At 44.1% G+C, this 26,887-nt stretch carries 16 protein-coding genes; 3 read left to right on the top strand and 13 right to left on the bottom strand.

Translation table 11 applies throughout. From position 1 onward, the window contains the following. Positions 1–100 precede the first annotated feature (100 nt). Complete coding sequence (locus ACL6C3_RS04990) at positions 101–1,435, bottom strand: pentapeptide repeat-containing protein (protein ID WP_413165876.1); 1,335 nt, start codon at positions 1,433–1,435, stop codon at positions 101–103. A gap of 292 nt (positions 1,436–1,727) precedes the next feature. Beyond that, on the bottom strand, positions 1,728–2,414 hold the full coding sequence (locus ACL6C3_RS04985) for a hypothetical protein (RefSeq protein ID WP_413165874.1): 687 nt from the start codon (positions 2,412–2,414) through the stop codon (positions 1,728–1,730). Between the two features lie 796 nt (positions 2,415–3,210). On the opposite strand from ACL6C3_RS04985, the gene ACL6C3_RS04980 reads away from it, so the two are divergent. Then, the gene (locus ACL6C3_RS04980) at positions 3,211–4,620 is read left to right on the top strand and encodes a sensor histidine kinase (RefSeq protein WP_413165872.1); all 1,410 of its coding nucleotides are present in this window, start codon (positions 3,211–3,213) and stop codon (positions 4,618–4,620) included. Positions 4,621–4,629: 9 nt separating this feature from the next. Here ACL6C3_RS04980 and ACL6C3_RS04975 read toward each other — a convergent pair whose 3' ends face one another. The 10 genes from ACL6C3_RS04975 to ACL6C3_RS04930 all read right to left on the bottom strand — a co-directional run bounded on the left by ACL6C3_RS04975 (position 4,630) and on the right by ACL6C3_RS04930 (position 21,174). Beyond that, positions 4,630–5,523, bottom strand: coding sequence for a glycosyltransferase family 2 protein (locus ACL6C3_RS04975; protein ID WP_413165870.1), 894 nt, complete (start codon positions 5,521–5,523; stop codon positions 4,630–4,632). Then, complete coding sequence (locus ACL6C3_RS04970; protein ID WP_413165869.1) at positions 5,520–6,593, bottom strand: glucose-1-phosphate thymidylyltransferase; 1,074 nt, start codon at positions 6,591–6,593, stop codon at positions 5,520–5,522. The genes ACL6C3_RS04975 and ACL6C3_RS04970 overlap by 4 nt, the downstream gene beginning before the upstream one ends. A gap of 140 nt (positions 6,594–6,733) precedes the next feature. Next, a complete protein-coding gene (gene rfbD, locus ACL6C3_RS04965) occupies positions 6,734–7,615 on the bottom strand; it encodes a dTDP-4-dehydrorhamnose reductase (RefSeq protein WP_413165867.1) in 882 nt (293 codons plus the stop codon). Further along, positions 7,612–8,160 (bottom strand): dTDP-4-dehydrorhamnose 3,5-epimerase, encoded by a 549-nt coding sequence (rfbC, locus tag ACL6C3_RS04960; RefSeq protein WP_413165865.1) that lies wholly within the window; start codon positions 8,158–8,160, stop codon positions 7,612–7,614. Before rfbC ends, rfbD begins: the two co-directional genes overlap by 4 nt. A 100-nt stretch (positions 8,161–8,260) precedes the next feature. Further along, positions 8,261–10,030: a hypothetical protein gene (locus tag ACL6C3_RS04955; protein ID WP_413165863.1), complete on the bottom strand. Its 1,770-nt coding sequence runs from the start codon at positions 10,028–10,030 to the stop codon at positions 8,261–8,263. Positions 10,031–10,060: 30 nt separating this feature from the next. Next, positions 10,061–10,378 (bottom strand): hypothetical protein, encoded by a 318-nt coding sequence (locus ACL6C3_RS04950; protein WP_413165861.1) that lies wholly within the window; start codon positions 10,376–10,378, stop codon positions 10,061–10,063. Positions 10,379–10,696: 318 nt separating this feature from the next. Then, complete coding sequence (locus ACL6C3_RS04945; protein WP_413165859.1) at positions 10,697–12,652, bottom strand: chromosome partitioning protein ParA; 1,956 nt, start codon at positions 12,650–12,652, stop codon at positions 10,697–10,699. 279 nt (positions 12,653–12,931) lie between these two features. Then, a complete protein-coding gene (locus ACL6C3_RS04940; RefSeq protein WP_413165857.1) occupies positions 12,932–15,919 on the bottom strand; it encodes a peptidase domain-containing ABC transporter in 2,988 nt (995 codons plus the stop codon). Next, positions 15,916–16,668: a peptidylprolyl isomerase gene (locus ACL6C3_RS04935; RefSeq protein WP_413165855.1), complete on the bottom strand. Its 753-nt coding sequence runs from the start codon at positions 16,666–16,668 to the stop codon at positions 15,916–15,918. Before ACL6C3_RS04935 ends, ACL6C3_RS04940 begins: the two co-directional genes overlap by 4 nt. 780 nt (positions 16,669–17,448) lie before the next feature. After that, positions 17,449–21,174, bottom strand: a complete 3,726-nt coding sequence (locus ACL6C3_RS04930) for a glycosyltransferase (protein WP_413165853.1) — start codon at positions 21,172–21,174, stop codon at positions 17,449–17,451. Positions 21,175–21,537: 363 nt separating this feature from the next. Between ACL6C3_RS04930 and ACL6C3_RS04925 the strand changes: the two genes are divergently transcribed. Continuing rightward, complete coding sequence (locus ACL6C3_RS04925) at positions 21,538–23,307, top strand: glycosyltransferase (protein WP_413165851.1); 1,770 nt, start codon at positions 21,538–21,540, stop codon at positions 23,305–23,307. A gap of 23 nt (positions 23,308–23,330) precedes the next feature. Continuing rightward, positions 23,331–24,209 (top strand): calcium-binding protein, encoded by an 879-nt coding sequence (locus ACL6C3_RS04920; RefSeq protein ID WP_413168262.1) that lies wholly within the window; start codon positions 23,331–23,333, stop codon positions 24,207–24,209. Positions 24,210–24,662: 453 nt separating this feature from the next. On the opposite strand, the gene ACL6C3_RS04915 is transcribed toward ACL6C3_RS04920, so the two are convergent. Then, complete coding sequence (locus tag ACL6C3_RS04915) at positions 24,663–26,795, bottom strand: beta strand repeat-containing protein (RefSeq protein ID WP_413165849.1); 2,133 nt, start codon at positions 26,793–26,795, stop codon at positions 24,663–24,665. Between the last annotated feature and the right edge of the window lie 92 nt (positions 26,796–26,887).

The raw sequence follows: 26,887 nt of genomic DNA, 5'->3' as shown, positions 1-26,887 counted from the left end.
TCATTATTATTGCACCTGTTGAATCCCTTAAATTCCCCCGATACAAATCAACACATTTTTGTGAATAAGTATGAAGATTGATTGACAGATTCACTTGACTTTATTTGGAAAAAACTTTCCCGTTGGGTAAAATCGCCCCGGTCAGATCCACATCTCGCAAATTCGCCCCCCGCAGACTGGCGCCTTTGAGGTTCGCCCCCCGCAAATTCGCCCCTTGTAGGTAAGCATTTCTGAGATTCGCTTCTTGCAGGTTCGCCCCCCGCAGATCGGCCCCTTGCAGATTGGCTTCTTTGAGGTTAGCATCTTTAAGATAAGCGCCCAGAAGGTTAGCCCGTTCTAATTTCGCGCCTTCGAGGTTGGCATCTTCGAGGTTGGCATCTTCTAGGATAACGCCTTCGAGGATAGCATCGGTTAAATTGGCATTCTCTAAATTGGCACCTTTGAGTTTGGCAAATCCCAGTTTGGCTTTTTCTAAAATGGCGTTACTCAGGTTGGCGTTTTCCAGTTTGGCAACCCAGAGTTTAGCTTCGGTTAGGTCTGCGCTTTCTAAGTTGGCTTCACTGAGTTGAGCATCGCCCAATGTTGCTTTTTGCAGGTTAGCATAACCGAGATCGGCGCGGGTCATTTGAGTTTTCGCAAGATTAGCGCCTTTGAGTGAAGCCTGATGAAAGTTGGCTTCTTCTAAGTTAGCACCCAACAACACGGCAGATTCGAGATTGGCTTGAACCAGCGACGCCGATCGCAGATTAGCACCTTCGAGTTTAGCACCCCGCAGATCGGCCTGTTGTAAATTGGCATCGACCAGATGGGCTTCTCTGAGGTTGGCTTGCCAGAGGTTGGCATTGCTGAGATCGGTATTGGCAATTCTAGCACGAACAAAGTTAGCATAACCCAAGTTGGCTCCTTTGAGCATCGCATAACCCAAGTCGGCACCTTCGAGTTTGACTCCCCGCAGATCGGCGTTTTCCAGGTAAGCATCGGAGAGATCGGCGTTGGAAAGGTTGGCTTTCCACAGGTAGGCGTCTCGCAGGTTGGCGTCTCGCAGGTTGGCGCCGCTGAGATCGCATTCGGGACATTGGCGGGTGTTTAGGGTTTTCTGTTGTAGGCGCTGTTTTTTCTCAATTTCTGAGGGTTGTTGTTGGCGGGATTTTTCGGTTTGGAGGCGATCGCTGAGTCGATGGTTTTCTCGACTGATGCTGATGGCGATCAGGGTACTGAGTACGGCTAGACTCGCCAGCAGGGTGATTCCCACTAATATTATCGTTTTTTGCCTTTCGGGGGGAATGGGTGATTGGGTTTTGTCTAGGGGAGACGAGAAATTAGGACGAGTTAGGGAGTGAAAGGCTTTGCCAACTAGAGTCGTCTTCTCTTCTATGGGATGTTTCGACTGGGGTTCTACCATGTGCCTGCTGTTGTTGAGTAGATCGCGATTCACAACTGTTCGTGCAGAAGACGGCTTAACCCGATGTCACTTTTAGCCATGAATCATCGTCCTCCTTAGACTATCAGGATCGGAGGCATCCATCAACAGTTTTACAGTCACCAGTTTTACAGTCACCAGTCACCAGTTTTACAGTCACCAGTCACCAGTCACCAGTCACCAGTGTTTAGAGTGACCAGTTTACAGTCAATCAAGCTAAAAACCCCAGTTTCTTTGAGAAAGCGGGGTTTTGAGTTGTAGAAACCGGGGTTTTGAGTCGAAGAAACCGGGGTTTTGGTTTTTGAGTCTAAGAGTGATTTCTGAAGGCTTCGTTCATCATTTTTTCGGCTAAGGGATGATAACCGTTTTGATTTAACCAGGCTAAAGGTGACTGTTTTATTTGATAGCTAACGGCTATACCTGTTGTCACCAATCTAGAAAAATGTTCGCAGTTCCAGCCTAACAGTCCATAGTTCCAATCTTTAAAAAGTTCGTAGGCAATTAGGCATCGATCTAAGACTTGTTGACGCTTTAAAAGTTTTACCTTGGAAACGGTTTCTGAGTTTGGGGGAATGGGAAAGATTGCAAAGCCGTCGCCTCCAAAGTTGAAACAGTGGGTATCGGAAATGGTAATATAAAAGTGGGAAACTGCGTCTCGCTGAGAGATTAATAATCCGGCGTTGGGACTGTTATAATCAACTTTTTCTTTGAATAAACGAACGATTTCATCAACTTCGTCAATTCGGTTTTCAAGGCAAATTAAACTTAAATCCGGTTGGTGGGAATCCAAAAAGGGTTGAATTCCAAACTGTTTAACTGAATATTTTTTTTCGAGTTTCAACCCCTTCGGAAGGGAGTCTAGCTTGTATTGACTTGCTTCTACGTTTTTTAACCAAAATTCCGAACAGAATAACGGGGGTACATCAAAGAGTGCGACCATTAATTTTTGAGACTTTTTGTCTGGAAAAAATTTAATTTCGTGAACATAACCCATGTCCAAAGCTCCTCTTTTCGATTAAAGATACTCTCCGGGGTGATCAGTTTTTTCTTTTCAAAAAAACTGAGATTAAACTGACTGTAAAGTGAAGCTCGAAAAGAATTGAGGTGGAATTATTGTTTCTCTGAGATTGATGATAACACAAAATGAATTTTGATATCTACCGAGTAATATTGATGATTGGCGATCTGAAAATTAAAAAATATTTAGCAATCATCTAGGTAATTATTCGGATGCGATCGCCAAGTTTGGTAACAGCAGTCATCCGAGAAATTTCTGAAAATGTAAATTCTTCTTAAAATGAGAGAGAACAGGGTCTCTCACCGCCAAAATATAACCTGGTCTTAACCTAAGTTGGGGTATTTTTTCGTTAAACTGAAGAACATAAATCTATCAAATTCGGGCAACAAGACAACTTTATGAGTTAAAATCTTATTGGTGAATCTCGGTCGGGGTAGTATCTCGGGGTGGATAATTAACAGATGCTACAAAGGGTTGATCTTCTCGGTTAGGAGGATAAACCCGTGTTAAGGCGATCGGACTGACAGCTATTTAAAGGGATTACGAGAAATCTCAGGGAATCATTGATCGTCTTAAAATTATATAAAAAATTACTATCTTGGGGGCTTAATTGAATACAGTTATAGAAAGGTTGTATCGACTTGGTTTAAGGAATATATCCTTAACTTAAAAGTTAAGTTTTATCGGAAAATATGAAAATATTTTCTGCTGAAATAAGTATGAGTTTGGCGGATCGATTTTTCAATTACTCACCTAGCAATTCTTATTAATTATGGTTATGATGTCGGAATCTTTATTTTCAAGTTCTTCCTCAGTTTTTTTAACTCAGGATATTCATTTAGAATCAACGGTTCAAGATTTACCGCTTTACAGCTTTCAAGTCGATATAGAAGAACCCGGAATTGCTCTGACTCGCATTTTTGAAACCCATCCTTTTATTCCTGGAGTTATTTTAACAGATCGGGGAAAGTTTGTGGGAATGATTTCTCAGCGCCGATTTTTAAAAATGCTGAGTCGTCCCTACGGACGAGAACTATTTTTAAACCGTTGTATCCGGTTACTTCATCGTTTTGTTACCGATCAAATGCTCATTTTATCCGGTAATACACCCATTTTAGAAGCAGCAAACCGAGCGGTACAAAGAGATCCCGAGAAGCTGTATGAACCGATAGTTGTTCGTCTATTTCCAGAAGAATATCAAGTCCTCGACACCCAACAATTATTACTCGCTCAGTCTTATCTCCACCAACTCGCGACTCAGTTACTCCACGAAAAAACCCAAGCACAGTTAATTCAAACCGAGAAGTTAGTGTTATTAGGTCAGATGGTTGCTGGACTCGCTCACGAATTGAGAAATCCCCTCAATTGTATTTCGGGAAATGCTAGGTTTATTCAAGAAAGTTATGACGCAGTTTTAACGGTTTTAGATGCTTACGAACAAAAGTTTCCGAATTCAGGAAAGGAAATAGAACGGTTAAAAGAACACTTTGATTTAGAATTTGTCAAACAAGATTTTCCCGATTTAATCAAAAGTATTCAAGTCTCATCGGAACGGATGAATCAGCTTGTCAGCAGTCTCAGAAGTTTCTCCTATATGGATGATTCTTCTAAGCAAGAAACGGATATTCACGAGTGTTTGGATAGTACGTTACTGATTTTAAAAAATCGTCTGAAGTTGGCGGGAATTGAAGTGGTTAAAAATTATGCTGATTTACCGCCAATTCCTTGTTATCCGGGACAACTCAGCCAAGTGTTTATGAACTTAATTGTCAACGGTATTGATGCGTTAGAAGAGCGGATGAAAACCGATTGGAATGAGTTACCCCAAATCGAAATTCGCACTCAAATTAAACCGTTATCCGATCAGCATTTTAAGTTTTATAATCGTTTGTCAAAGGAGGAATTAAATTTTCCAATTAATTTGTTCGAGAGAACAAAAGATTATCTTTCGATTAAAATTATCGATAATGCGTTGGGAATTCCACCCGAAATAAAAGCCAAAATATTTGATAATTTCTTTACAACCAAACCCATTGGAAAGGGAACCGGGTTAGGATTGGCGATTAGTTATCAAATTATCGTTGAAAAACACGGGGGTAAACTCATTTTAAATTCTACACCGGGAGAAGGAACGGAATTTGAGATTATATTACCTTTAGACAATCAAAAATTGCTCGATTAGGACTAACCTTTAATTGGTTTTTCTCGATTTATTGGAGATGATTTTTCCAGGGTGTAATCTCTTTTGACAATAAAGCCAAACTCCTCTAAGTTTATGACGGGAAACTTGGGGATAAATTAACAAGGAAAGACCAGAAACCAGACTAATTCTCAACAGACGATATCCCAACACCCAAATATTACTGTGTTTTTCTAAGCTGAGAAGATAACTATAAATACTCTGCTGAATTTTTAACGGTTGATTTTGGTTGGTAATGGATGAGGATTGATGAATCACCCGAATTTCGGTAGACATCACCACCGAATGTCCCCGTTTTCCATACCGCAAACAAAAGTCAAAATCTTCGTAATATAAAAAATAATCGGGGTCAAACTGAGGACATTCAGAAAATCGTTGAAGATTAATTAATAAACTGCATCCCGTCACCCATTTCGTGGTAAGATAAGGTAAGCTAGAATCGGGATTTTTGGGAATAAAATCTAACGCAATAATTCGCCCAGTTTTCTCGTTAAATTCTCCACCCCCAAACCCTAATTTTCCGGTTGTTTCATCCACAAGAGTTCCTAAAATCGAAATCTCGGGATAGGTTTTAAAAAACTCAATAACTCGTGTCAGACTATCTTCTAATAAATAAGCATCGGGATTAATTAACCATACAATTCCCCGAGGATTGTGTTGATAAACCCAATCTAAACCCAAATTACAACCCCGACCAAAACCGATATTTTCCGGGGAATCTAAAATAACAATTGATTCGTTTTTCAGAGAATGTATCGAGCTATCATCCGGGGAATTATTAACGATGATAACTCGATAATTGATTTCAGAATGAACTGGAATTGAGTTAATTAATCGCTCAATTAATGCAGTTGAGTAATAATTAACCGTTATCCAGTAGATCATGTCAGTTCAATTTGGCTGTCATCCCCAATCATAAATCGCATGGCTTTTGGACGCTGGGGAGAAGTCGTTAATACCGCTCGTCGTCCAACTAATGTATCCACAATTCGAGGGTGAACATTAACAATTTTTGACCCTTGTAAAATAACGCTATGCTCCAATTCTGCCTCAACAATGGTCACATCATCAGCTATACTACTGTAAGGACCAACAAAGCAGTTTTCTAAGAGACAATTTTCGCCGATCACAACCGGACCCCGGACGCTACAATTGACTAATTTGCTTCCCAAACCAATCTGTACCCGTCCGATAATTTGGCTGTGTTCATCAACTTCGCCCTGGTTAGACGCCTGAATACATTCGTCGAGAATAATTTGATTTGCACTCAACAAATCATCTTTTTTCCCCGTATCCAACCACCATCCATTTAAAGTACAAGCTTCGACTTTTTTCTCCGTTTCAATCAGTTTTTGAATGGCGTCGGTAATTTCCAACTCACCCCGGGGAGAAGGTTGAATATTGGCGATCGCATGGTGAATGCTTTTATCAAAAAAGTAAACCCCCACCAAAGCTAAATTTGAAGGGGGAACTTTCGGCTTTTCAACTAACTTTAAAACTCGTCCTTCCGCATCGACAACCGCCACACCAAACGCCGTCGGATTTTCAACATTTCGCAGTAAAATCAGCCCATCTAACTGTTTAGATTTAAACTGTTCAACAAAAGGACTGAGTTCATTTTGAATCAGGTTATCTCCCAAATACATTACAAAAGGAGAATCCCCCAAAAAGTCTTGGGAAATTTTGACCGCGTGAGCCAAACCTGCGGGTTTATCCTGTAAAATGTAGGTAATATTCGCACCAAAGCGATCGCCATTTCCAGTTACCGCTTTGACTTCTTCTCCGGTTTCGGGACTGATAACAATTCCAATCTCCGTAATTCCTGCGGCAACAATTCCTTCAATTCCGTACCATAAAATCGGCTTATTTGCAACCGGAACAAGCTGTTTAGCCCCCGTGTACGTCAGGGGACGCAAGCGAGTTCCTTTACCACCAGAAAGAATGAGTGCTTTCATAAAAAAATCTCAGAAGAATGGTCAAGTCTTGAATGTTCGTACTGGAAATGTTGAGATGGCGCAGACTTTGGGGTAAGATAATGATTGGTTTTGACTGTTTCCTGAGCGTTCTCAAACATCTCAAATCCAACCTAACCTGATTAACCCTGAGTTGCCAACTCGGAAAGCATTTTTCTCAAGCTTTGTCGCCAATGGGGTGGATGGGTTCCAAGTATTGCCGAGATTTTTTTCGTATTCAAAACCGAATAAGCGGGACGGCGAGCCGGCGTTGGATATTCGGATGTCGAAATTGGAACCACCCGTTGAATTTTCAGAGGAAAATCCAGTTGTTTGGCTTCTTCAAAAATCGCCACTGCAAAATCATACCAACTGGTAACACCACTATTCGTATAGTGATAAATTCCCGTTGTTTCTGAATTAATATTATCGCTCAATTGAACGATAGCTTCGGCTAAATCTCCCGTCCAAGTTGGGCTTCCCACCTGATCGCAAACCACCCGCAATTCTTCGCGGTCGGCGCCGAGTCGGAGCATGGTTTTCACAAAATTTCCTTTCCCCCCAACGCCATAAACCCAAGCGGTTCTCACAATAGCCGCATTCGCTTGCGTTTCCAAAATCGCTTTTTCTCCGGCCAATTTCGACTCGCCGTAGGCGCCCAAAGGTTGAGTCGGATCGGTTTCTAAATAGGGATGACTTTGGCTTCCATCGAAGACATAATCTGTAGAAACGTGAATCAATGTCGCCCCAATTTCTGCGGCTTGTTTCGCCAAAATCCCGGGGGCGGTACCGTTAATTGCGATCGCGAGTTCCTTCTGGCTTTCGGCTTTATCAACTGCGGTATAAGCCGCCGCATTGATAATTAAATTGGGCTTGACATCGGCGACAATTTTAGCGATCGCCTCGGGATTTGCCAAGTCCAAACTCTCCCGTCCTACGCTTTTTACCTCTCCGGTGGAGGCTAAAATTGGGAGTAATTCTTGACCGAGTTGGCCGTCTTTACCGATGAGTAAAATTTGTCTCATTGAAAAACGTCCGCTGTTTTAAAAGTTTTACCGTCTTTATCTTTAGCTGAAAGAATCGGAGTTATGCCATTTAAAGGCCATTCTATCCCCAAATCGGGGTCGTTCCACAAAATTGATCGTTCGTGTTGGGGGGCGTAATAATCTGTCGTTTTGTACAGCACTTCCGCCACATCTGAAAGGACTAAAAATCCGTGAGCAAAGCCGGCTGGAACCCAAAATTGTCGTTTATTTTCCGCAGAAATTATACATCCGACCCACTGTCCAAAGGTGGGAGAACTTTTGCGGATATCAACAGCCACATCAAAAATTTCACCAACAACAGCCCGTAAGAGTTTTCCTTGCACTTGCTCGATTTGATAATGCAAGCCTCGTAAAACGCCTTGACGCGATCGCGAGTGGTTATCTTGAACAAATGCCGCTGTTACACCGGTCTGGTCTGCGAAAATTTTTTCATTGAAACTTTCAAAGAAAAATCCTCGTTCGTCTCCGAATACTTTCGGTTCTAGGATTAAAACGTCAGGGATTTCTGTGGGAATTACATTCATGCTCTATCCAAGCAACCATTCGCCAATATATATCTTAACAAAGAATTTATCCGTTTCTGAAAATTTGACTGAATCTTTAAATTTTTGACAATTACCGGACTTATTCGCCGGAAATGCTGATTTTTACTTCCCCCCGCAACCGAACAAATTGCTGTTGCACCGGATCGTAAACCCAAGCTTTGATCTCGCTTTCGCCTGGGGGTAAGGACTCGCCGGAAAGTATCACCTCCCAACGGGCTAAACGGTAGCGGTTAGAATTGAGAAATTCGGCAATATCGGGACTTTCTCGGCTAATATCAGCATTGGCAAAGAATGTGTTTTGTTCGCCCTCCGAGAAGAAAACTAAACGGGGCTGTTGTTTTTGCTCCGGTAAAACTGCCCATCCCCCGATGGCAATTGTATCATTTATTTTCAGTTTTAAAGGGGTTTTTGGGCTGTCAGGATTATCAATATACCCGTAAACTTCAGCGGGTTCGGAAATGAAGGGGATATTTTTTGCAAAGCCTCTCATCTGAATTTTATCTAATGATTCTACCCCATCTCGAATCCACCACGTTGATTTACTCATCGGTAACAAACATCGATTCGGTGAGGTTTTAAAAAATTCCGATTCTTCCAGATAGTTAAATAAGTTTAGGCAAGTTTGACTACTGGTTTTATAGGGAAGTTCTAGTTTAGCCTGGTTAATTGCCGCGTGAGAACTAACGGCCGTTAAACTCAACAAAATTCCCGCCAAAAAACCGTAGATTAAAATTAGATTGGTTCGGTTGAACTTGCCGAAAATTTTATGATTTTCAATAAAAACTCTACCCAGTTGAATTAGGGAAATAATTAATAATAAAGTATGGGTTGTATATCGGGTAGCCGTAAGGGGATAGTTTCCGCCCCATTCGACTCGCCCCCAAGTCATTAATAAAGAGGTTAAAAGGGAAAATAAGCCAACGGATAACCAAGGCGCGAATTGATTGAATGTTTTGGGTGAGTTGAAAGAATAACTTTTGAGACTGTAGGCTGATATTCCCAAAAATAACGATAAAATTATCGCTCCTATTATCGTCGATAAAATCGGGATTTGTACAAGGGGAGCGGCTAAGAGATTGAGAAGAAAATGAATGGCTGTTCGGAGAGATTCAGCCCAGGACAGGTTAATAATTCGGGGTTCTTGTTGATAACCAACTGCATAAATTCCGGCGGACAAAATAAACCCGGTTAACCACAGAAATAATTGCTTTTTTTTGGTAAGTTTGGGTTCTTCTTGTGATAAAATTAACGGAATAACAGCCAACCAGGTGATCAAACCTTGGGCGGAAGAAAAGCTGGCAACAAAACAACAAATTCCGGCTAAAATTAGTTTAGTTTTTGACTTTAAAGTTTTTAAAGATAAAATTAAACAGGCGAGAATTAAACAGAAGTTAATTAAAAAAATTGGAAGTTGAAACCCCCAAAGCCATTCTTGATTTAAACTAAAAATTAAGCCACAGGTTAACAGATTAGCCAAATGAAATAAGTTGCGATATTTGGGGGATGATGTGAGAGAAGCGATGAGATAAAGGGCGATAAACGAGAGAACCGCCAACCCCAAACTAAAAAACATTTCCAGTTTAATATTCCAACCGGAAAGGAATGCTAAACCGATAAAAATCAGACGGGGAAAGAGAATTCTATGATTATTATGGAGTTCAAATAAATCGCTAAAATTCAGTTCATTTATAGCGACTTTTTCAAACAGTTTTGGTAAAACCCATTGGTCGTAAACCGGAATATTCACCCCAAACTGAGTAATAAATCCAATTACAATCGCGGGGGGTAAAAGATAGAAAACCAGAAGAATTAAGGACGTTTTAGAAATGTCGAAATATTGTTTAAACATCCATATTTAGAGTCAAAAATTAGCTGTTCATCAACAGTCTTGTTGGGCGGGTTCTGCATTGATGTCTGTCACCAACTGACAACCTACATAAACCCGCCCCCAACCCATTGTAGAGGCGGGTTCTGCATTGATGTCTGTCACCAACTGACAACCTACATAAACCCGCCCCCAACCCATTGTAGGGGCGGGTTCTGCATTGATGTCTGTCACCAACTGACAACCTACATAAACCCGCCCCCAACCCATTGTAGGGGCGGGTTCTGCATTGATGTCTGTCACCAACTGACAACCTACATAAACCCGCCCCCAACCCATTGTAGGGGCGGGTTCTGCATTGATGTCTGTCACCAACTGACAACCTACATAAACCCGCCCCCAACCCTTCCAGTCTACAACAAGGAAGGGCGGGTTTATTCACATTGTCTCTGAGACCGAGCAATTTTTGTCGAACCCGCCCCTACAGTTGAAGGGCGGGTTTATTCACATTGTCTCTGAGACCGAGGAATTTTTGTCGAACCCGCCCCTACAGTTGAAGGGCGGGTTTATAGAAGTTATTTGTGGGAAAACAGATATTTATTCGGAACCCGCCCCTACAGTCGGAGGGCGGGTTGATTCACATTGTCCCTGAAACCGAGCAATTTTTGTCGAACCCGCCCCTAGATTAAATTATCTCACATTGGTAATACTGTTAAACTGTCCGGTGAGTCGGCTGAACAACATTTGTAACACCGTCCGTTTACCAATATTAATCTTGGAGTTAACCGCCATCCCCGCTTGCAAATCAACTTTAAGATCTTCATCTTCATTTAAAACAAAGTGTTCTCGCTCCAACTGAATCTTCGCTTTAAACGAAAAATATTGACGCAATTCATCCGGTGGAATCGCCTCTTGGCTAATCCATTTTAACTCACCCGGAACCGTACCAAATTCCCCGGCGGGAAACGCATCAATATTCACCTCAACCGGAATACAATCCCGCTCATCCAAACCCACTTGTTGACGGGCTTCTTCCGACGCCGGACACAAACAATCTTTTTCGGGCGTACATTCAATCACCTCTCCGGCGATTTCCTGATTATTATAAGGAGCCAGCTTTTCGCGCTTATTTCTTAACGCATTCAACACCAAAGCAACATCGGTATTCTGCACATAAACAACCGCTTCCAAACCGCCATCATCATCTAAAATTTGCAGCAAAGTTTCCGTTTGTTGCGCTTCATAATAAGCCTCTTCGCAGCGTTTCAGTCGGGGATCTTCCGGGTTAAGAACCGTCGTCGAAATATACTGACAAATCTCATCTTGATTGACATCCAATTCCGATTCATCTTTCGTCGAAGGCGCCAGTTCGTAAACAATACCACCAGAAGGCGCCCGCAGAACTTGAGTATTTCGCTCTTGTTCTACTTTTTCGAGTTGAGCATTAATTTCAGAAAGTCGCTTTGTATTTTCCAGTTTATATCGACCCAGTTGAGAATCCGTGCTGGCAATTGCCTTATTGTTTTCTTCAATCCGAGTATAAAGTTCTCTAGCCCAAGCATCTTTTGTATTTTGCAATTGTTCGGCTGTCCGAGCAATCGCCACTTGCAACCGTTGTTGTTCGCTGATTTGCTGTTCGATTTCGGCTTGGATGTCTAAAATTGCCCCTTCGCGGGTATTAACTTCGCCTCTGCGGGTATTAATTTCGCCCTGACGCTGGTTAATTTCTCCCAAACGGGCTTCGATCTGATCTTGTTGTCTGAGGACTTCATTTTCCCCTCGCAAAACTTCTTGTTCTTGGCGATCTTTTTGCAAAACTGCAATTCCGCCTTCTTCAACTAACGGAACCAACCGATCAAGAATCGCCCGGTTAGAAGCCAAAACTTGCTCGGATTTTGCCAGTTGTCCCCTTGCCAATTCAAGCTGTTCTCTCGAAGAATTTAACTGTTCTTGAGAATAAGCCAATTGATTTTGAGCAAACTGCAATTGGGACTGCGCCACTCCTAACTGTTCTCGGGCGGCCGCTTCTGCATCTTGGGCTTGCTGCAATTGTTTTTCTAACTCTTGAATTTGCAGTTGTACCGTATTAATCCGAGACAAATATTCGGCCCGATAGTTCGACACCAAACCGCTGAGGGCCGGACTATAATTGCCCGAACCGAAACGGCCGTTATATAATTCATCAATCAAGGATTGTAGCGCTTGATTTTCGGCGATGCGGGCTGATCGTTCTTTAATCAAAGTATCCAATTCGGCCGAGAGTTGTCCCGTCGCCTGACCTCGGACGACATCCTCATAAAACTGATTTTCTCGTTGTAGAGTTTCTCTAACCTGTTCGAGCGATCTCAGATCCGCACTGGGGTTGGTGGGGCTAAAGGTGAGGAGGGGTTGATTTTTCACCACGCGATCGCCATTTTCGACGTGCAATCTGACCACCGCACCGGTCGTTGGGGCTTGAATTTCTCGCGCCCCATCGGAAAATTCTAATTCTCCGACAGCGGGAACCGTTTGTTCCAGGCGGGCGAAATAGGCCCAGACGATCGCCGAAGTGGAAACCAGCATGATCACCCATAAAAAGATATGGGACCAAAAGGCGGGTTTCTCTAAAATGACGGGTTGATCGGAAAGTGATATGGAAGATTTCATTGTTATCTCGTTTTTGATTGGTTCGTGGTTTGTCTTTAATTCAATTGATGATCAACTCAAAAACAGATTCTCAGCGGAGATCGGATTGTACGGATGCGCTAACAGGTTTTTACAGTCTGGGAATTTTAAATGGCTGCATCTCAACATCAAGCCAATCCGTTTGTGCTTGTCATCTGCGGTTTGATCTCACCCCTCACTTTTGACAGTCCCATCCCCAGTTTCTATTTTATCGGGGGAGATCGATCAAAAATCGTTCTAGCTTTTTCCATGCAATATTAATTATTGTTGTGACTCTTGCTGTTGGAATAAACAGTAATACCGCCCTTTGAGCGCCATCAGTTCATCGTGGCTACCCTGTTCGACCACCGAACCCTTATCCATCATAATGATACAGTCGGCGTTTCGGACTGTACTGAGACGGTGAGTAATAAAGAAGACCGTGCGACCTTCAAAGGCTTCTTCGAGATTTTCCGAAACCAAGCGTTCGGACTGATAATCTAACGCACTGGTGGCTTCATCGAGAATCAGCAGGCGGGGATTTTGTAGGACGGTACGGGCGATCGCAATTCGCTGCCGTTGTCCCCCAGACAGAGAACCCCCCCGTTCTCCAACGATGGTATTGTAACCGTTGGGTAAACCCATAATAAACTCGTGAGCCGCCGCAATTTTCGCCGCCCGAATAATCTCATCGCTTCCCGCATCGGGATTACTCAGGGCAATATTGTCTTGAACCGTCCCATTAAATAACAGGGTATCTTGCAGAACCACCCCAATTTGACGGCGCAGGGAATACATCTCAACTTTGGTGATATCATAGCCATCAATTTTAATGCGCCCGGACAGAGGCGGATAAAGCCGTTGCAGGAGTTTCATCAGGGTACTTTTACCCGATCCGCTCAACCCCACAATCCCCACAAACGAACCGGCGGGAAACTCTAAGTTCACATTTGCCACTTGCAGAGGTCCACTTTCACCGAAGCGGAAAGAAACTTCTTCAAAAGTCACCGCCCCGTCAATTTCCGGCATCGGGATATTATTGCGATCGTCGGAATCGACTTCCGGGGTAGAATCCAACACATCCCGCAGACGTTCAACCGACATCCCCACCTCTTGGAAACTTTGCCAAACGCTCACAAACCGCAACAGCGAGCCGGTGACGTTTCCGGCGATAATTCTAAAGGCAATCAAAGCCCCGATAGTCAGTTGGTTGTCAATCACCAAATAAGCCCCCACCCACAACAAAGCCAGTCCGGAGAGTTTATTGAGGAAGGTACTAATCGAACTCGAAGCGGTTTGGGTCAAGATGGTATTAAAACTGGCGCTCATAAACCGAGCATAACGCCCCTGCCATTCCCAACGGGATTTCAGTTCAATATTTTGGGCTTTAACAGTTTGAATGCCATTTAAGACTTCAACCAGATAAGACTGGGAGTCGGCGTAACGTTCGGCTTTTTTCCGCAGCAGCCGCCGGACAATGGGGGAGTTAATAATAATAATCCCGGCAAACAGGGGCAAGGGCAGCAGTGCCACCATCGCCATCGGGACGCTCAGATAAAACATCACCGCCACGTAGACGACGGAAAACACCGCATCTAAAACCACCGTCAGGGCGGTTCCCGTTAAGAAGCTGCGAATATTGGCCAACTCTCCGATCCGGCCCACCAAGTCCCCAACTCGGCGATTATCAAAATAGTTGAGGGGAAGTTTCAGGAGGTGATCGATCACCTCCGCCGAGAGTCGGACGTCGAGGCGGTTGGTGGTATCGACAAACAGATACGTTCGCAAAGCCGAAAGTAAGGCTTCAAATAAAGCCACCCCCAACATCAAAATCCCCAAAACGTTGAGGGCGTCAATGTTGCGCTGTCCCAAGACCTTATCAATAATGATCATGGTCATCAGGGGGTTAACCAGCCCGAACAGCTGCACAAAAAACGAAGACAGCAGCACTTCCAGAAATACCGTGCGATGCTCCATCAAGGCCGGCCAGAACCACCAGAAGCTAAACTGTTCTTTTTGTTCAATTTTTGGCGCTTGCAGCAGCAACACCTGTCCGGCTTCGCCCCAAGTCTCGGCAAATTGAGCCGGACGCATCCGTTTGAGGCCCCGTTCGGGTATGGCAAGGGTGAGTTCTCGTTCGGTGATATTGTAGAGAATGGCAAAACTATCTCCCCACTGCACCATTGCGGGTGCTTTCAAACGGCTAACGGCTTTAGCCGGCACTTGTACCAATTGAGCATTCAAGCCCATCATTTGAGCCACAGCGCCGCAGGCTTGCAGGGTGATCGAACCGACGGTGGTGAGTTGATTTTCCAGCACCCGCCGCACTAAGTCTTTGCGGAAGTTGACCTTGTAATACTTGCTCAACATATTGAAGCAAGCCAGGGGCGCGTCGATTTGTCCCGAACCCCGAACGACCGGGAACCGTTGCGATGGTCCATCTTCGAGTTCCGGCTCGGGAGGAGTGGGCGGAGCCAGGGGAATTTCCGACAGGTCCAGGGGTTTTTCGACGGCACCGCCATCGGGTGGGGCGTAGGCTTCTTCTGGCGGTGAACTCAGCGTCGGACGGACTCCCACCAAGCGCACCCCCGAAGATCCTTCGATTTTTAGCGATCCGCTCAACCCCTCCAATAGCAGTCGGTTTCCGGTTTCAAACTCTCCCACCGACCCGCTACTAATCAGCCAAACCCTCTCCGGGTCTAACATTGAGGCTAAGTCTGAAACTCGCTTTTGACCGTTGAGGAGGTTGACGACAATCGCATCGGGCCAGACATCGAGACTGAATTCTTTCAGGTTTCCGGGTAAATTGGCCCGCCGTTGCAGTTCTTGAGAGAGCAACTCGAAGACTTCGCTCACGCTGGCATGATCGCGGAAGGCTTCCCCAAAGTTGGGTTCCCGGCTGACCAGTTGCAAAAATTCTTCCGCCGGCAGGGTAACACAAATCATATCCGTTGAGGCGATCGCGGTTTCGCAGGGAGTGCCTCGAATTAAACCCGGCCATCCTACAATTTCGCCGGCCCCCAACAGTCGCAAACTCATGTGGCGTTGTGTTCTCAGGTCGTACCCCAAGAGTCGGGCTTGTCCCTGATAAATAATCGACACCTGGGTGGGCATTTTGTCCCGTTCAAAGATGGGCTGACCCGTGCGGTACCCCAACAGTTGAAATTTGGGCAGAATGGCTTTGAGCGTTGTCTCACTCAGCCGATCAAAGGGGCTGGTTTCTGCTAAAAAGGACTGAATCTGAGTGTGAGATACGGTAGTTGTGGTCATAATACAGAAGACACTGAGGTTTGAAGGGGTTCTAGCGAACCTGCTGTTGCCAGTTGTTCCCGCAGCCAGGTTTCAAACAGTTCATCAATTAAACGGCGACGCATAGATTCATCTAATTGTGCCGGAATAAACTTTTCGAGCCGGATAATTACCATCCATTCCGCCAGAGGACGCGGCGCCCACAGTTGTCCCGGTTGACTCACCGACAACAATTTACTAATTGCCGGGTGGGGCTGAGACAGCGCCACAGGTCCTAATAATCCTCCGGTGCGCGACTCTGGCCCTTCTGAGTATTCCCGGGCGGCTTCTGCAAATGATTGTTCTCCTTCTAATATCCGAAAGTACAGTTCGTGAGCAAGTCCCGAGTTTTTTGTCCGGATCAGGGAGTAAACGACGTGATCCAAGCTGCTTTTGCGGCTGACAAAATAGTTTTCGACCTTGCTACTCCATGTATCTTGCTTGAATTTTTCCAGTTTGACCGGACGTTCGGCGATCGCTTGGAGGTCTTCTGTGGTGAGGTTTTGGCTTTTCAGCCAAGCCTGTTGGGCTTCGATGGAGGTCAGTTGATGTTGAGCGGCAAATTTTTCTAATGCCGTTTTCTTTTCTTCTCGATCGCATTCGATCTCGGCGATCGCATTATCGATGATCACCTCTTTTAGAAATTGAGGCAGTAACTGATAACGCTTCAGCAGCGATGGAATTTCTTCGCTTTTGATCACGGTTTCTCCGACTTTGTACACTCCTGTCATTGAACTCTCCAACGGACTTGCTTTATCCCTTTTTATTAAGTTCTGGGACTGCCACCGCAACCCCGATTTTATAAATCTTTCTGTCCCGATAATAGCAGACACAACTGACCCTCAGCGAGGGATACCCTGTAATTCCCCCGATTCTGGGAATGCGATCGCCCTATTGCTTTTAAAATTTGCATCTCGGGCTATCGCTTCGTCTGGCTATTCCCAGTCTAGTCTAAGATTACCCCAGAGTGTCTCTACTCCTGACATCAGTTGCAGTGATGTTCTGTAATCATTTACACGGGTTTGAGTTATGGTTTTCAGGATGCTCAGACCAGATCGGCGTGCTGGCTCTGTTTGAGCTTTTTCCCTCCTTTGCCCATCTTGCCACAGGCGTTCGGGAACAAGCCTGATGAATTCTAACACGGTCAATTCTCAATTCTCAGCAGAGGACTAACTTAAGCCTGTTGTCAAAACTGTTTGTATTTCTCGAACTTACTTTCGATTCATCATTAATTCTTTCTCGTTCCAAACCGTATATTGTCCCTTGAATTTGTGTTGATATTTTCCGGGGTAATTCATAATTTAATCTTGAAAATTAGGGTTATTTTTTCAGTTCTCGGCTTTATTTTATAGCCGTAAAATTCTATTTTATATGAGTTTTATTTGCAGAAAAGATTGGGAGTTTTTCTAATCAACTTAGGGCCGATATTCTTCTGTTTACCTGGTTTTATCTACAAATCTCTCGAATTTTCGGCAATTTGAAAAAATACTGCCGCGATAATTTCATGGGTTTTATCGGGGAAATAGGGAGAGATTTTTTAACAAGTTTTCCAACTGTTTTGTATGGGCTTGACCGTCTAAAAATGCGGGGGTTTTTTCCAGATTATTCTTGATTTTCTCGCGGTATTGTTGGCGTTTTTGGGGTTGGTTTGCTAACGCTATACTTAGCTCTAAATAGTCTTGTTTTGTTGAACAAATCAGTTCGGGTGTTCCCAGTTCTCGGAGTAGGGCGGCACTTTGTCGATGGCGGGGGGTTTGACCTTCGCAGACGACGGGTATCGCTCCGGCTAGCAAGGCTTCGACCACTGATGAGGGTTCGTAACTCGGATATGGGTCTAAATAAATATTAGCTAAACTTAAACATTTTTTTAGGTTTGTCCACGAACTTAACGGCTTGACCATGACAAACCGTTTCGGACTAATTCCCTGCTGTTTAAAATCGGATTGGATACGATTGAAAAAGGCGCTAATCGGAGGATTTTGGTTGGCTCCGGCTTGGGGAAGCAATACCAGTATTGATTGCGGCGCTCTCGCCAGAATTTGACTCCACATCTGTCTGAATTCTGCGGCGATCGCATTGAGTTTTCCGCTGACTGCAAACACCACCGTTTCTTCCCTTGCTCCCCAACTTTGCCGGGTGGGTTCTACTGTGGCTTTTGGCGGTTGAGCGGGATAGTTCCAACATAATCCCGACCCTTTTAGCGGAATCACTTGTTCTCGGTACTGCTGTTGTTCGCTTGCGGCTTCGGTGAGTTCGGGCGCGAGTATATAATCTATCTGCCGAATTCCACTCGTGATTTGAGCGCTCGCGGCAATTATCTGTTTGCGGGCCAGTCGGTGCAGTACCAGTTGAAAGCTTGTGTTCGTTTGAATGGTGACATCAGAGCCGATCAGCAGGAAATCCAGGCGATCGTGTCGGATGCGGGATACCGCTTCATTCAAGCTTTCTGGCAGTTGGACGGGCGGCCGATTTAGGTTGACGTACAGTTCCCCCAAAATATCATTTTCGATACTAAAAGTATACAGCACGGGGTTAAAATTAGTCAAGTCCAAATTTTTAAGAATAGGAATCATCGCAAAAGTATCGGAATTGAAGCCTATTTTATCGATGAAGATTCCCAGATTTATTTTAGCAGAAGGGGAGGGAGAATCGGTAAAATTATATTCGATTGGGTGTCCGGTTTGCTGTAAGTAGATATCGATAATATCAGCACGATAACTGCTAATGGTTTTTAAATTCTGTTGGGGAGGACACAGTTTCCAAGTTTCTCCGGGAGGGACTTTACTATAAATAGAAGCGATATAAAGCCAAACCGGATTGGTGGTTTCGTTAATCAGGTTATGATAAATATAGTTGAGCAAATTTTCTCGAAACTCAACAAACCGTTGAATTTCCGCCAATTCCGGACAGATTTCGATTTCAGCAAATAGAAACTCTAGAAAATCTTGAAAGATATATTTAGGAATTAAAGCATTTTGATATTGCAGGGGAAGTTGATAAGCTTTTTGATAGAGCATAGCCGCCAACACCACCTGAATTCCTTGAACTTCTTGAAACCCCAAAGCCACTTGTTGAGTTAAGCGTCGAACAAAGATTTTTTCAGAATCGGTTTGTTGTTCTTCGAGCAAACCACAAGCCATTAAAGCGCGATGGGTTTCACCCCAATCTCCCTGGTAAGCTTGTTTTAATTCATTTATTGATAGGGTGAGCCAACGACTGGCAAGAATTTGACGAATTTGACGCAAATAAGTCAGAATCCCGTCGGAAAGTGGATTTTTTCGATACTGTTCAATCAAGTTTTGGGTTAAGGGAAAATACTCTTGGGTTTTCGCCATTAATTTTTGAAAAACCCCAGATTTAAACTCCGCAGTCAAAAAGTGATAATCGGGATGAAACAGCATCTTTTCATACAGTCTTTGATAATCTTTGAGGTTTTGACCTGCGGAGATATTTTTTTGGGTTTGTTGCTGGCGATGGATTCTCAAACTGGATAGGGTTTGATTGACAAAACCGATTTGATAATTTCCCATAATTCTCAGCCACAAATCTCCATCTAAGAGTTGATGGAGGTGATCATCAAAACCGCCTATTTTTTCAAAAACCGCTTTGGGAATTAATACGGTTGTGGGTTCACCAATTTTATTGATTGTTCCTTTTAAACAGTTGGGATCGGATAATAGCTCTTGACCCGACTGAATGGGTTTGAGGTTTGACCATTTTTGATGAAGATTTTTTCCTCCATTTAAAGCGGCTTGACACAGGGGGTTTGATTGGGAATCGTCAGCAATAAAGACTCGGCGAGGGGAGAAAACTAAACCAATTTCTGGATTTTGTTCAGCCAGATGAACCATTGTTTCAATACAGTTGGGTTCAAGCAGATCGTCTTGAAATAAAAACTTGATATATTTTCCTCGGGCTTGGGAAATGGAGAAGTTTAAGTTTTCGACTAAGCCATAGTTGCTGTGTGCGAGAATCTGAAATGGTACGGGGGTTTTGTGTTGGAAAGATTTAGCAATTTCTAGGGTTTTATCGCTGGAACCGTCATCGGAGATAATGATTTCTAGATCACGATAGGTTTGGGAAATAGCGCTGTTGATCGCTTCGGCTAAAAAGGTTTCTCCGTTGTAGGTGGGTATGATTAAACTGACGAGAGGAGGTTGGGAAGGGGTGGGAAAGGTTGGGGGAGAAAAGGTGGGGTTGGTTTGATTTTTTTGTGGGGGTTGCGGGGATTGGGTTTTGAGTTTTTGAGTCGCCATTAAGTTGAAGATATCGAAACTTCCTGTTAGTTTTGAAAAACGGGAAGAGTCGAAGTTGTAATACTGTTTGATTAGCCGAGATTTCTCCGGATCTCCCAAGAGGTTAAATAGGGTGTCTAAGCTTAGAGTTCGATGGGGTGAACGTTCAATTTTGAAGAGTTGTCTGGCGACTAAAAACTCCCCCAAGCTCGGTTCAAAAATTTCTCCCGGTTCTAGAGCGTCTGGAAAGATTTTCAGCAGGTTTTCATACACTTCTACGCAAAAGTATCGTTTTAAGACTTGGGAGAGTTCAAAGTTATGACGAATAATGGTTTCGGGTTTGATTCCGCTAATATTAGATTGGTGAACTCGATAGTTTACTAAAGGTTCCGGTAAGATATAAAGTTCGTATTTCAGACAAAATCTCACCCAAAAGTCAAAGTCGGGAATTTGGCGAAACCGAGGATCGTAGAAACCAATTTGTTGATAGCACTCTCGGCGAATTAATGCGCTGGTTTGACAGAGACAGTTATCTTTACTAAAAAAAGAGTTGAGCCATTGAAACCTTGTCCGGTTTGGCTGAATAAAAACTTGCTGGAGAAAGGAGTCGGAGGGGGGTAATCTTTCCCCCCGGCTGTTGATGAGTTGAGGATAGGTCAGAATAGCATTAAATTGAGGATTTTTCTCTAAACATTCAACTTGTTTTTCCAGTTTTTGCGGCACAAACACATCGTCGGAATGGAGAAGGGCAATTAACTCGCCTCGGGCTTGTTGAATGCCATAATTTGTGGCTGCACTTTCTCCCTGATTTTGTTCAAAGCTAAACAAACGAATTCGAGGATCTTTTTTTTCTTGAATTTTCTCTAAGGTGCGATCGCCGGAGGCATCATTAACGATGACAATCTCAAAATCTTGATAGGTTTGTTTGAGAACACTATCGAGGGCTTGGGAAATATAGGCTTCTTGATTGTAAGTTGGGATAACAACAGAAACTCGCGGCATAATACTACAGGTAAACGTTCAATATAAATGACAGGGTTCTGTTTTGAGTTTTACTTTTGTTTTTGGGGTTGAAGTTCCCAAACGCAACCGGAAGATCAAAGGCTTTCTCGGAAAATTTATCTGAATTTACTCACGAATAACAATTCTTACCCCTCCCGTCTGCTTGTCTCTAATTTGGCGACCCCAATAAAAAGAAGGTTTGGGGTTTTACCGTTCGCCCCTTTGTCGATTTTTGTCCCCGAGTCAATAGAACTCGTCAATCCGTAAAAAAACATCAGATTTATGATACAGTAAAAACAGTTAAGTCCGCTTGCAAGAATGGGATTTGGCCGTTTCCCCCGAATCCAACTGTCGAGGATTTGATTGCACATTGAGCGAAGTCTGGCTGTTAAAGATATGAATGCAAATTTGGCTGGCTCCCCCCCTCCCCAAAAAGAACCTTTCTATCCGTTCTCCCCTTCTTCAGATTTGCTCTCGCTGTTAAGCGCCAATGCTCAAGTTATTGTTCAAGTTGGACCTCCCCAAAAAACTGCAAGTCGGTACAAACAAATTAATCCCCACTGTTGTTATATTGGAATTGTATCAAATTCTCAACAGGCTGAAGCTTGTCAAGATTACGATCGCGTTATCGTTGGCGATGTTGAGCAAATTCAACTCAAATCTCTGGCTTTAGATGTCGGTCAGGTTGATTGTTTGGTCTATGATAATATTCTCTCGTTAGTGGAAAATCCGGCGAAAGTTCTTCAGCATCAAAGCCAGTGGTTACACCCAGAAGGAGAAGTTATCGCTGCTATTGATAATGTACAGTATTGGCGAAAAATTGTAAATTTATTACAGGGAAAATGGGGAAGTTTAGACGAGCAAACCCCAACTCAACTCGAACAATCTCCCCGACAAGAATTTACGTTGGAAAGAATTCAATATTTGTTTCAATCTGCGGGATTACAAATTTATGAAGTCCAAACTCGCGGACAAAAAGATGAAGAATTTCAAAAGTTTTTACAACTGATGCAACCGATGATTCAAGCGTTGGGTTTAGACTTGAATCGTTTTGCAACCCAAAGCGCCGCACAACGCTATTTAATTCGGGCGACTCGCTCTTTTAAACCCCTGCGGCGTCTGTCAATTCAAACGATAATGATGGCGCCGACGGCTTGCGATCGCCTGCGCGTTTTAGAACCGGATCGTCTAACTCAAACTCTACCGGGAACCCGTGCGGTTTCCGGGGTAAAATCTTTTCCGACGGTCACACCGATACCGGGGGAAGAAAAGGTAATTGTTTGGCAAAGAACGATCATGTCCTATGAAGATTATATCCCGAAATTGAGACAATTACTCAACCAAGATTATTTAATTATTGCCGAAATTGATGATAATCCTTTGCGACGGCGAGAATATGCAGAAAATCGTTATTTAAGCTATCGGGGATGTCACGGGGTACAAACGTCAACCGAAGCGTTGGGGGTGTTTTTACGACAACTTAATCCGAATGTGGCGGTGTTTCCAAATCAACTGGGTTATTTACCCCCTCCGCGAGAGTATCAAACGGATGCGGTGACGTTATTTTTTGGGGCGCTAAACCGGGAAAAAGACTGGAAACCGATTATAATAAGTTTAAACAAAGTGTTGGCTAAATATCGGGATAAAGTGCGGGTTAAAGTGATTCACGATCGCTTATTTTTTGACAGCCTAGAAACGCCTCACAAAGAATTTGAAGCGTTTTGTAGTTACGAACGCTACCAAGAGATTTTACACGGTTGCGATATTGGATTATTACCGCTGGCGGCCACCCCGGTTAATTTAATGAAATCGGATTTAAAATTTTTAGAATGTGCCGGTCATGGGGTGGCGGTGTTGGCGAGTCCGACGGTTTATGAACGATCTATTTTAGAAGGAGAAACGGGATTAATTTATCGGACTATTAAACAGTTTGAAACCAAGCTAAACGAATTAATTGTTAATGATCGTTTCCGCCAAAAAATCGCCGCCAATGCCTATGAATGGGTGCGAAATCATCGTTTACTCTGCCAACATTATCCCCAACGACGAAGTTGGTATCTCCAGATGCGCGATCGCTTACCGGAGTTAAACCAACAGTTGCGCCTGCGGGTACCGGAATTATTTGTAGAATAAATTTAATTAATGGTAGCAAACCGATGCGAATTCTATTTACCCTTCCCCATTATTATAAAGCCACTGACGAGGGAAAACACGCCTCCCTCGATAAAGATCCTCGACCGCGTTTGATGGCATTGAGTATGGCAATCACGGCGTTGCGGGGACTCTACAGCCAGTCTCAATGTACAATTGATATTGGTAAATGTGTGACGCTGCCGGCTAACGAAACGAACAGAAACCAGATTGATATTGTCATTTGTACCACCCAAGACGCCCATTTAATTTCCCATCTTCCCTTTCGGCCGGGAAGTTTCAAACATCATCAAACCAACGCCGAACCGATGTTATTGGGGTTTGAATGTCAGGCGGTTTTACGGGATTGTTTGGGTCAGTACGATTATTATTGTTATTTAGAAGATGATTTAATTTTACACGATCCCTGGTTATTTGTCAAATTGGGATGGTTTACACACCATACGGGAAATGGATGTTTATTGCAATTAAACCGCTATGAAATTTCTCCCAATGGTAAAGTTGCCAAAGCCTATGTAGATGGGGATATTTTACCGCATTTAACGGCAAAGTTTCAAAACGTGCAGGAACAGCCCCAATTTGCGGGTAAAGTCATGGAACAGTCTGTCAAGTTTCAACGGGCTTTAAACCCCCATTCGGGCTGTTATTTTTTAAATGCCGAACAGATGGAATACTGGGTAAAAAAACCTTATTTTTTAGATCGAGATTGTAGTTTTATTGGGCCGTTAGAAAGTGCGGCAACTCTGGGAATTATGAAAACATTTAAAATCTATAAACCCGCTCCCAGCCACGCTAATTTTTTAGAAATTCAACATTTTGGGTCTAGTTTTTTAAACTTAATTGGTAAGCAAGTTAAATTTGTTAATCCTGAAACCTCCGATTAAAATCGCCGTTTTAAAGTTAGCTATTAGGGTAGTTTTTCAGTAGTTTTTTAGGAATTAAAATTTCGGTTATCAAGCTAAATTTCTCTAAAGAATACTGAATTTTATAACTGAATTTTTAATGATTGTAGTCAGATGATGTCCGGTTGATTAATGCTGTTATGGGGCGGGGCGGGTTTTTACAGTTAGCAGTTATCAGTTTACAGTGAACAAGTACCGTGCAGGTTAAAAGTTACAAGCGATTGCTGAAAACACGCTCTAATTGATAACTGTAAAAACTGATAACTGCATAACTGATAACTGTAAACTGTAATGAGGCGCGCCCCTACGGTTGGGATTATTGATTAATCGGAGATCATATCAAAAGCCGAAAAAATTCCCCAAAAAAACAGTAGGATGAGCAAAGCCCACCCTACTCAATTGAATTAAGAATTCGAGAGAAGCTGTCTCATCGGGTTAGATAAAGATAAAGTCAGTCCGAGAGAGGTCAGGGCCACGTCCATCAACTAAACTAAAGCGAGTCACATCGGTAGCAAAAGCCGGGCCGGAACCATCGGGGTCGTACTGCAACAGACCGGAGTTGCGCTGATAAACCAGAACCCCCGTATTGACTTCTGCAATGACCGCCGTCGGGCTGGTACTCGCTCCACTGGCGACATAGGTTTGAGTCGGTCCGAGTTCAATCAACTCGCTGTCATTCGGGCGTCCAGTGGAGGCAAAGTTGAAGCCACCATTGTTCGTTGAACCCTGACGGGTAAACACTAACTTATCAACGCCAACGGTGAAGTCACCAATTAAGTCAGCCAGGGTGCTGATGTTGCCATTGTCTTGGAAGACTTCTGTGGCAAACTGATAGAAGAAGGTGTCGCTGCCCTCTCCACCGACCAAGGTATCACCAAAAGAAGCCGTTGTATTTGCGGGGTCGGAGTTGAAGCTACCTTGGAGGGTATCATCTCCGGCTTGACCAATGAGAGAATCATCGCCCAGTCCACCGAAGAGGAAGTCATTTCCACCGCCTGCGGCGATGGTATCATTTCCTTTACCGATGAAATCCAAGGCGCCGAGGTTATCACCGGTAATATCGACAATCGTACCGCCACGCAGGACATCAGCACCGGAACCCGCTACGATACTGTCATCGCCGTTACTACCGTTAATAACGTTGCTGCCTAAGGTATCAAACAGAACAAAGTCTGCTTTGCCCTCAACGTTAGCGGGAGTGATTTGAAAAGCAGTAATGGTGTCGTTTCCTTCCAGGTTTGCGGAGTCTGTGAGGAGAACATCACTGGTGGAATTTAGGGTAATGCTGTCGTCTCCGGAACCGCCTGCAAAGACGTTGATCAAATTGGTTGCGCTTGCTTGTCTTGCTCCGCTCAGGATATCGTTACCCGCACCCCCAAACAAGCTAACTTCCAACGGCGAAGTGGTTCCTGCTCTGAGGAAGCTACTGCCATCGAGGGTGTCATTACCGTCTCCACCATCCATCAGGGTAAACGGACCGGACAGGGTGTCATTACCGCCACCCCCAAAGAGGAAATCGCTTTCAAAAGCAGAGATGATGGTGTCATCGCCTTCGCCCCCATCGAGGGTACTGTCTCCGGCAAACCCCTGAATAGAAGTGTTAACCGTGCCAAATCCGATCGTGACTACCTCACTAGATGTATTGGTGGACAGCACATCATTACCATCGCCTCCAGAGAGAGAATCTTGAAAAGCAAAACTGCTGATGGTATCGTTACCCGCCCCACCGTCAAAGAAGTTGCCCCCTTCAGCGAGGAAACCAACACCGCCATACAGGGAGTCATTACCCTCGCCCCCTTCTAAGGTAGTTTCGCGAACACCGACTCTGACGATAGAGACTTCGCCGGTAATGGGGTTGACGTTTTGTTGTCGGCGGTTTTGGATCACGACAATATCATCACCCAAATCCCCGGCGGCAAAGGTCGTGCTACCCACCCCAACAACGGAGTCATCATCTTGACCCCCGTAGAGGCTTTCGGAGTCACCGGTACCCACAATTGTGTCGTTACCGAGGTTTCCTCCCACGAAGTTCCGACCTTGGTTCACCCCGGCAATTTGAGCGCTGATCGGAATACCGATGTTACTGCCACCCCCGGTGCTGGAGAATCCGATCAGGTCGTTGTCTTTACCTCCATAGATGGAGTCACCGCCCTGTACACCCCCTAAAATGGTGTCATTCCCCGCGTTTCCAAACTCTAGGTTGTTAACCGATAAAGCGACGATAAAATCTCGGTCAGCCCCCCCGTATAGGGTAGCTGTTGAAGTGGCGGTTAAGGTATCGCGACCTTCATCACCAATGGCGCGAGAGACGTTTTCCACAACCAGGGAGTCATTGCCTTCACCCCCGAAAAGTGTATCGTTGGGGCCTCTGCTGGTGAGGACGTCATTATCTTCATTGCCCTCAATTTGACTTCCGCCCAGTGTGGCCGAGAGAATCGTGTCGTTACCATCTCCCCCTAAAATCGTATCCGGTTTGACGGCCACTACCGCATTTTGGTCCCAAAAATTTGGACCCGGGCCAAGTATTACGTCAAGTCTTGTGGGATTACCTGTTGGCTGTGATGTCATTGATTTTTCACTCCTCCGCAATCATGTCAATAAAACCATTGGGACTACAGACACTGCCTGAGACACCATACTTTGTTCGGCAGTAGTTTAAC

The organism is Capilliphycus salinus ALCB114379, from assembly GCF_047276495.1.
Taxonomy (GTDB): domain Bacteria; phylum Cyanobacteriota; class Cyanobacteriia; order Cyanobacteriales; family Microcoleaceae; genus Capilliphycus; species Capilliphycus salinus.
The sequence above is the reverse complement of the archived record's forward strand: the minus strand, read 5'-3'. Positions and strand labels throughout refer to the sequence as shown.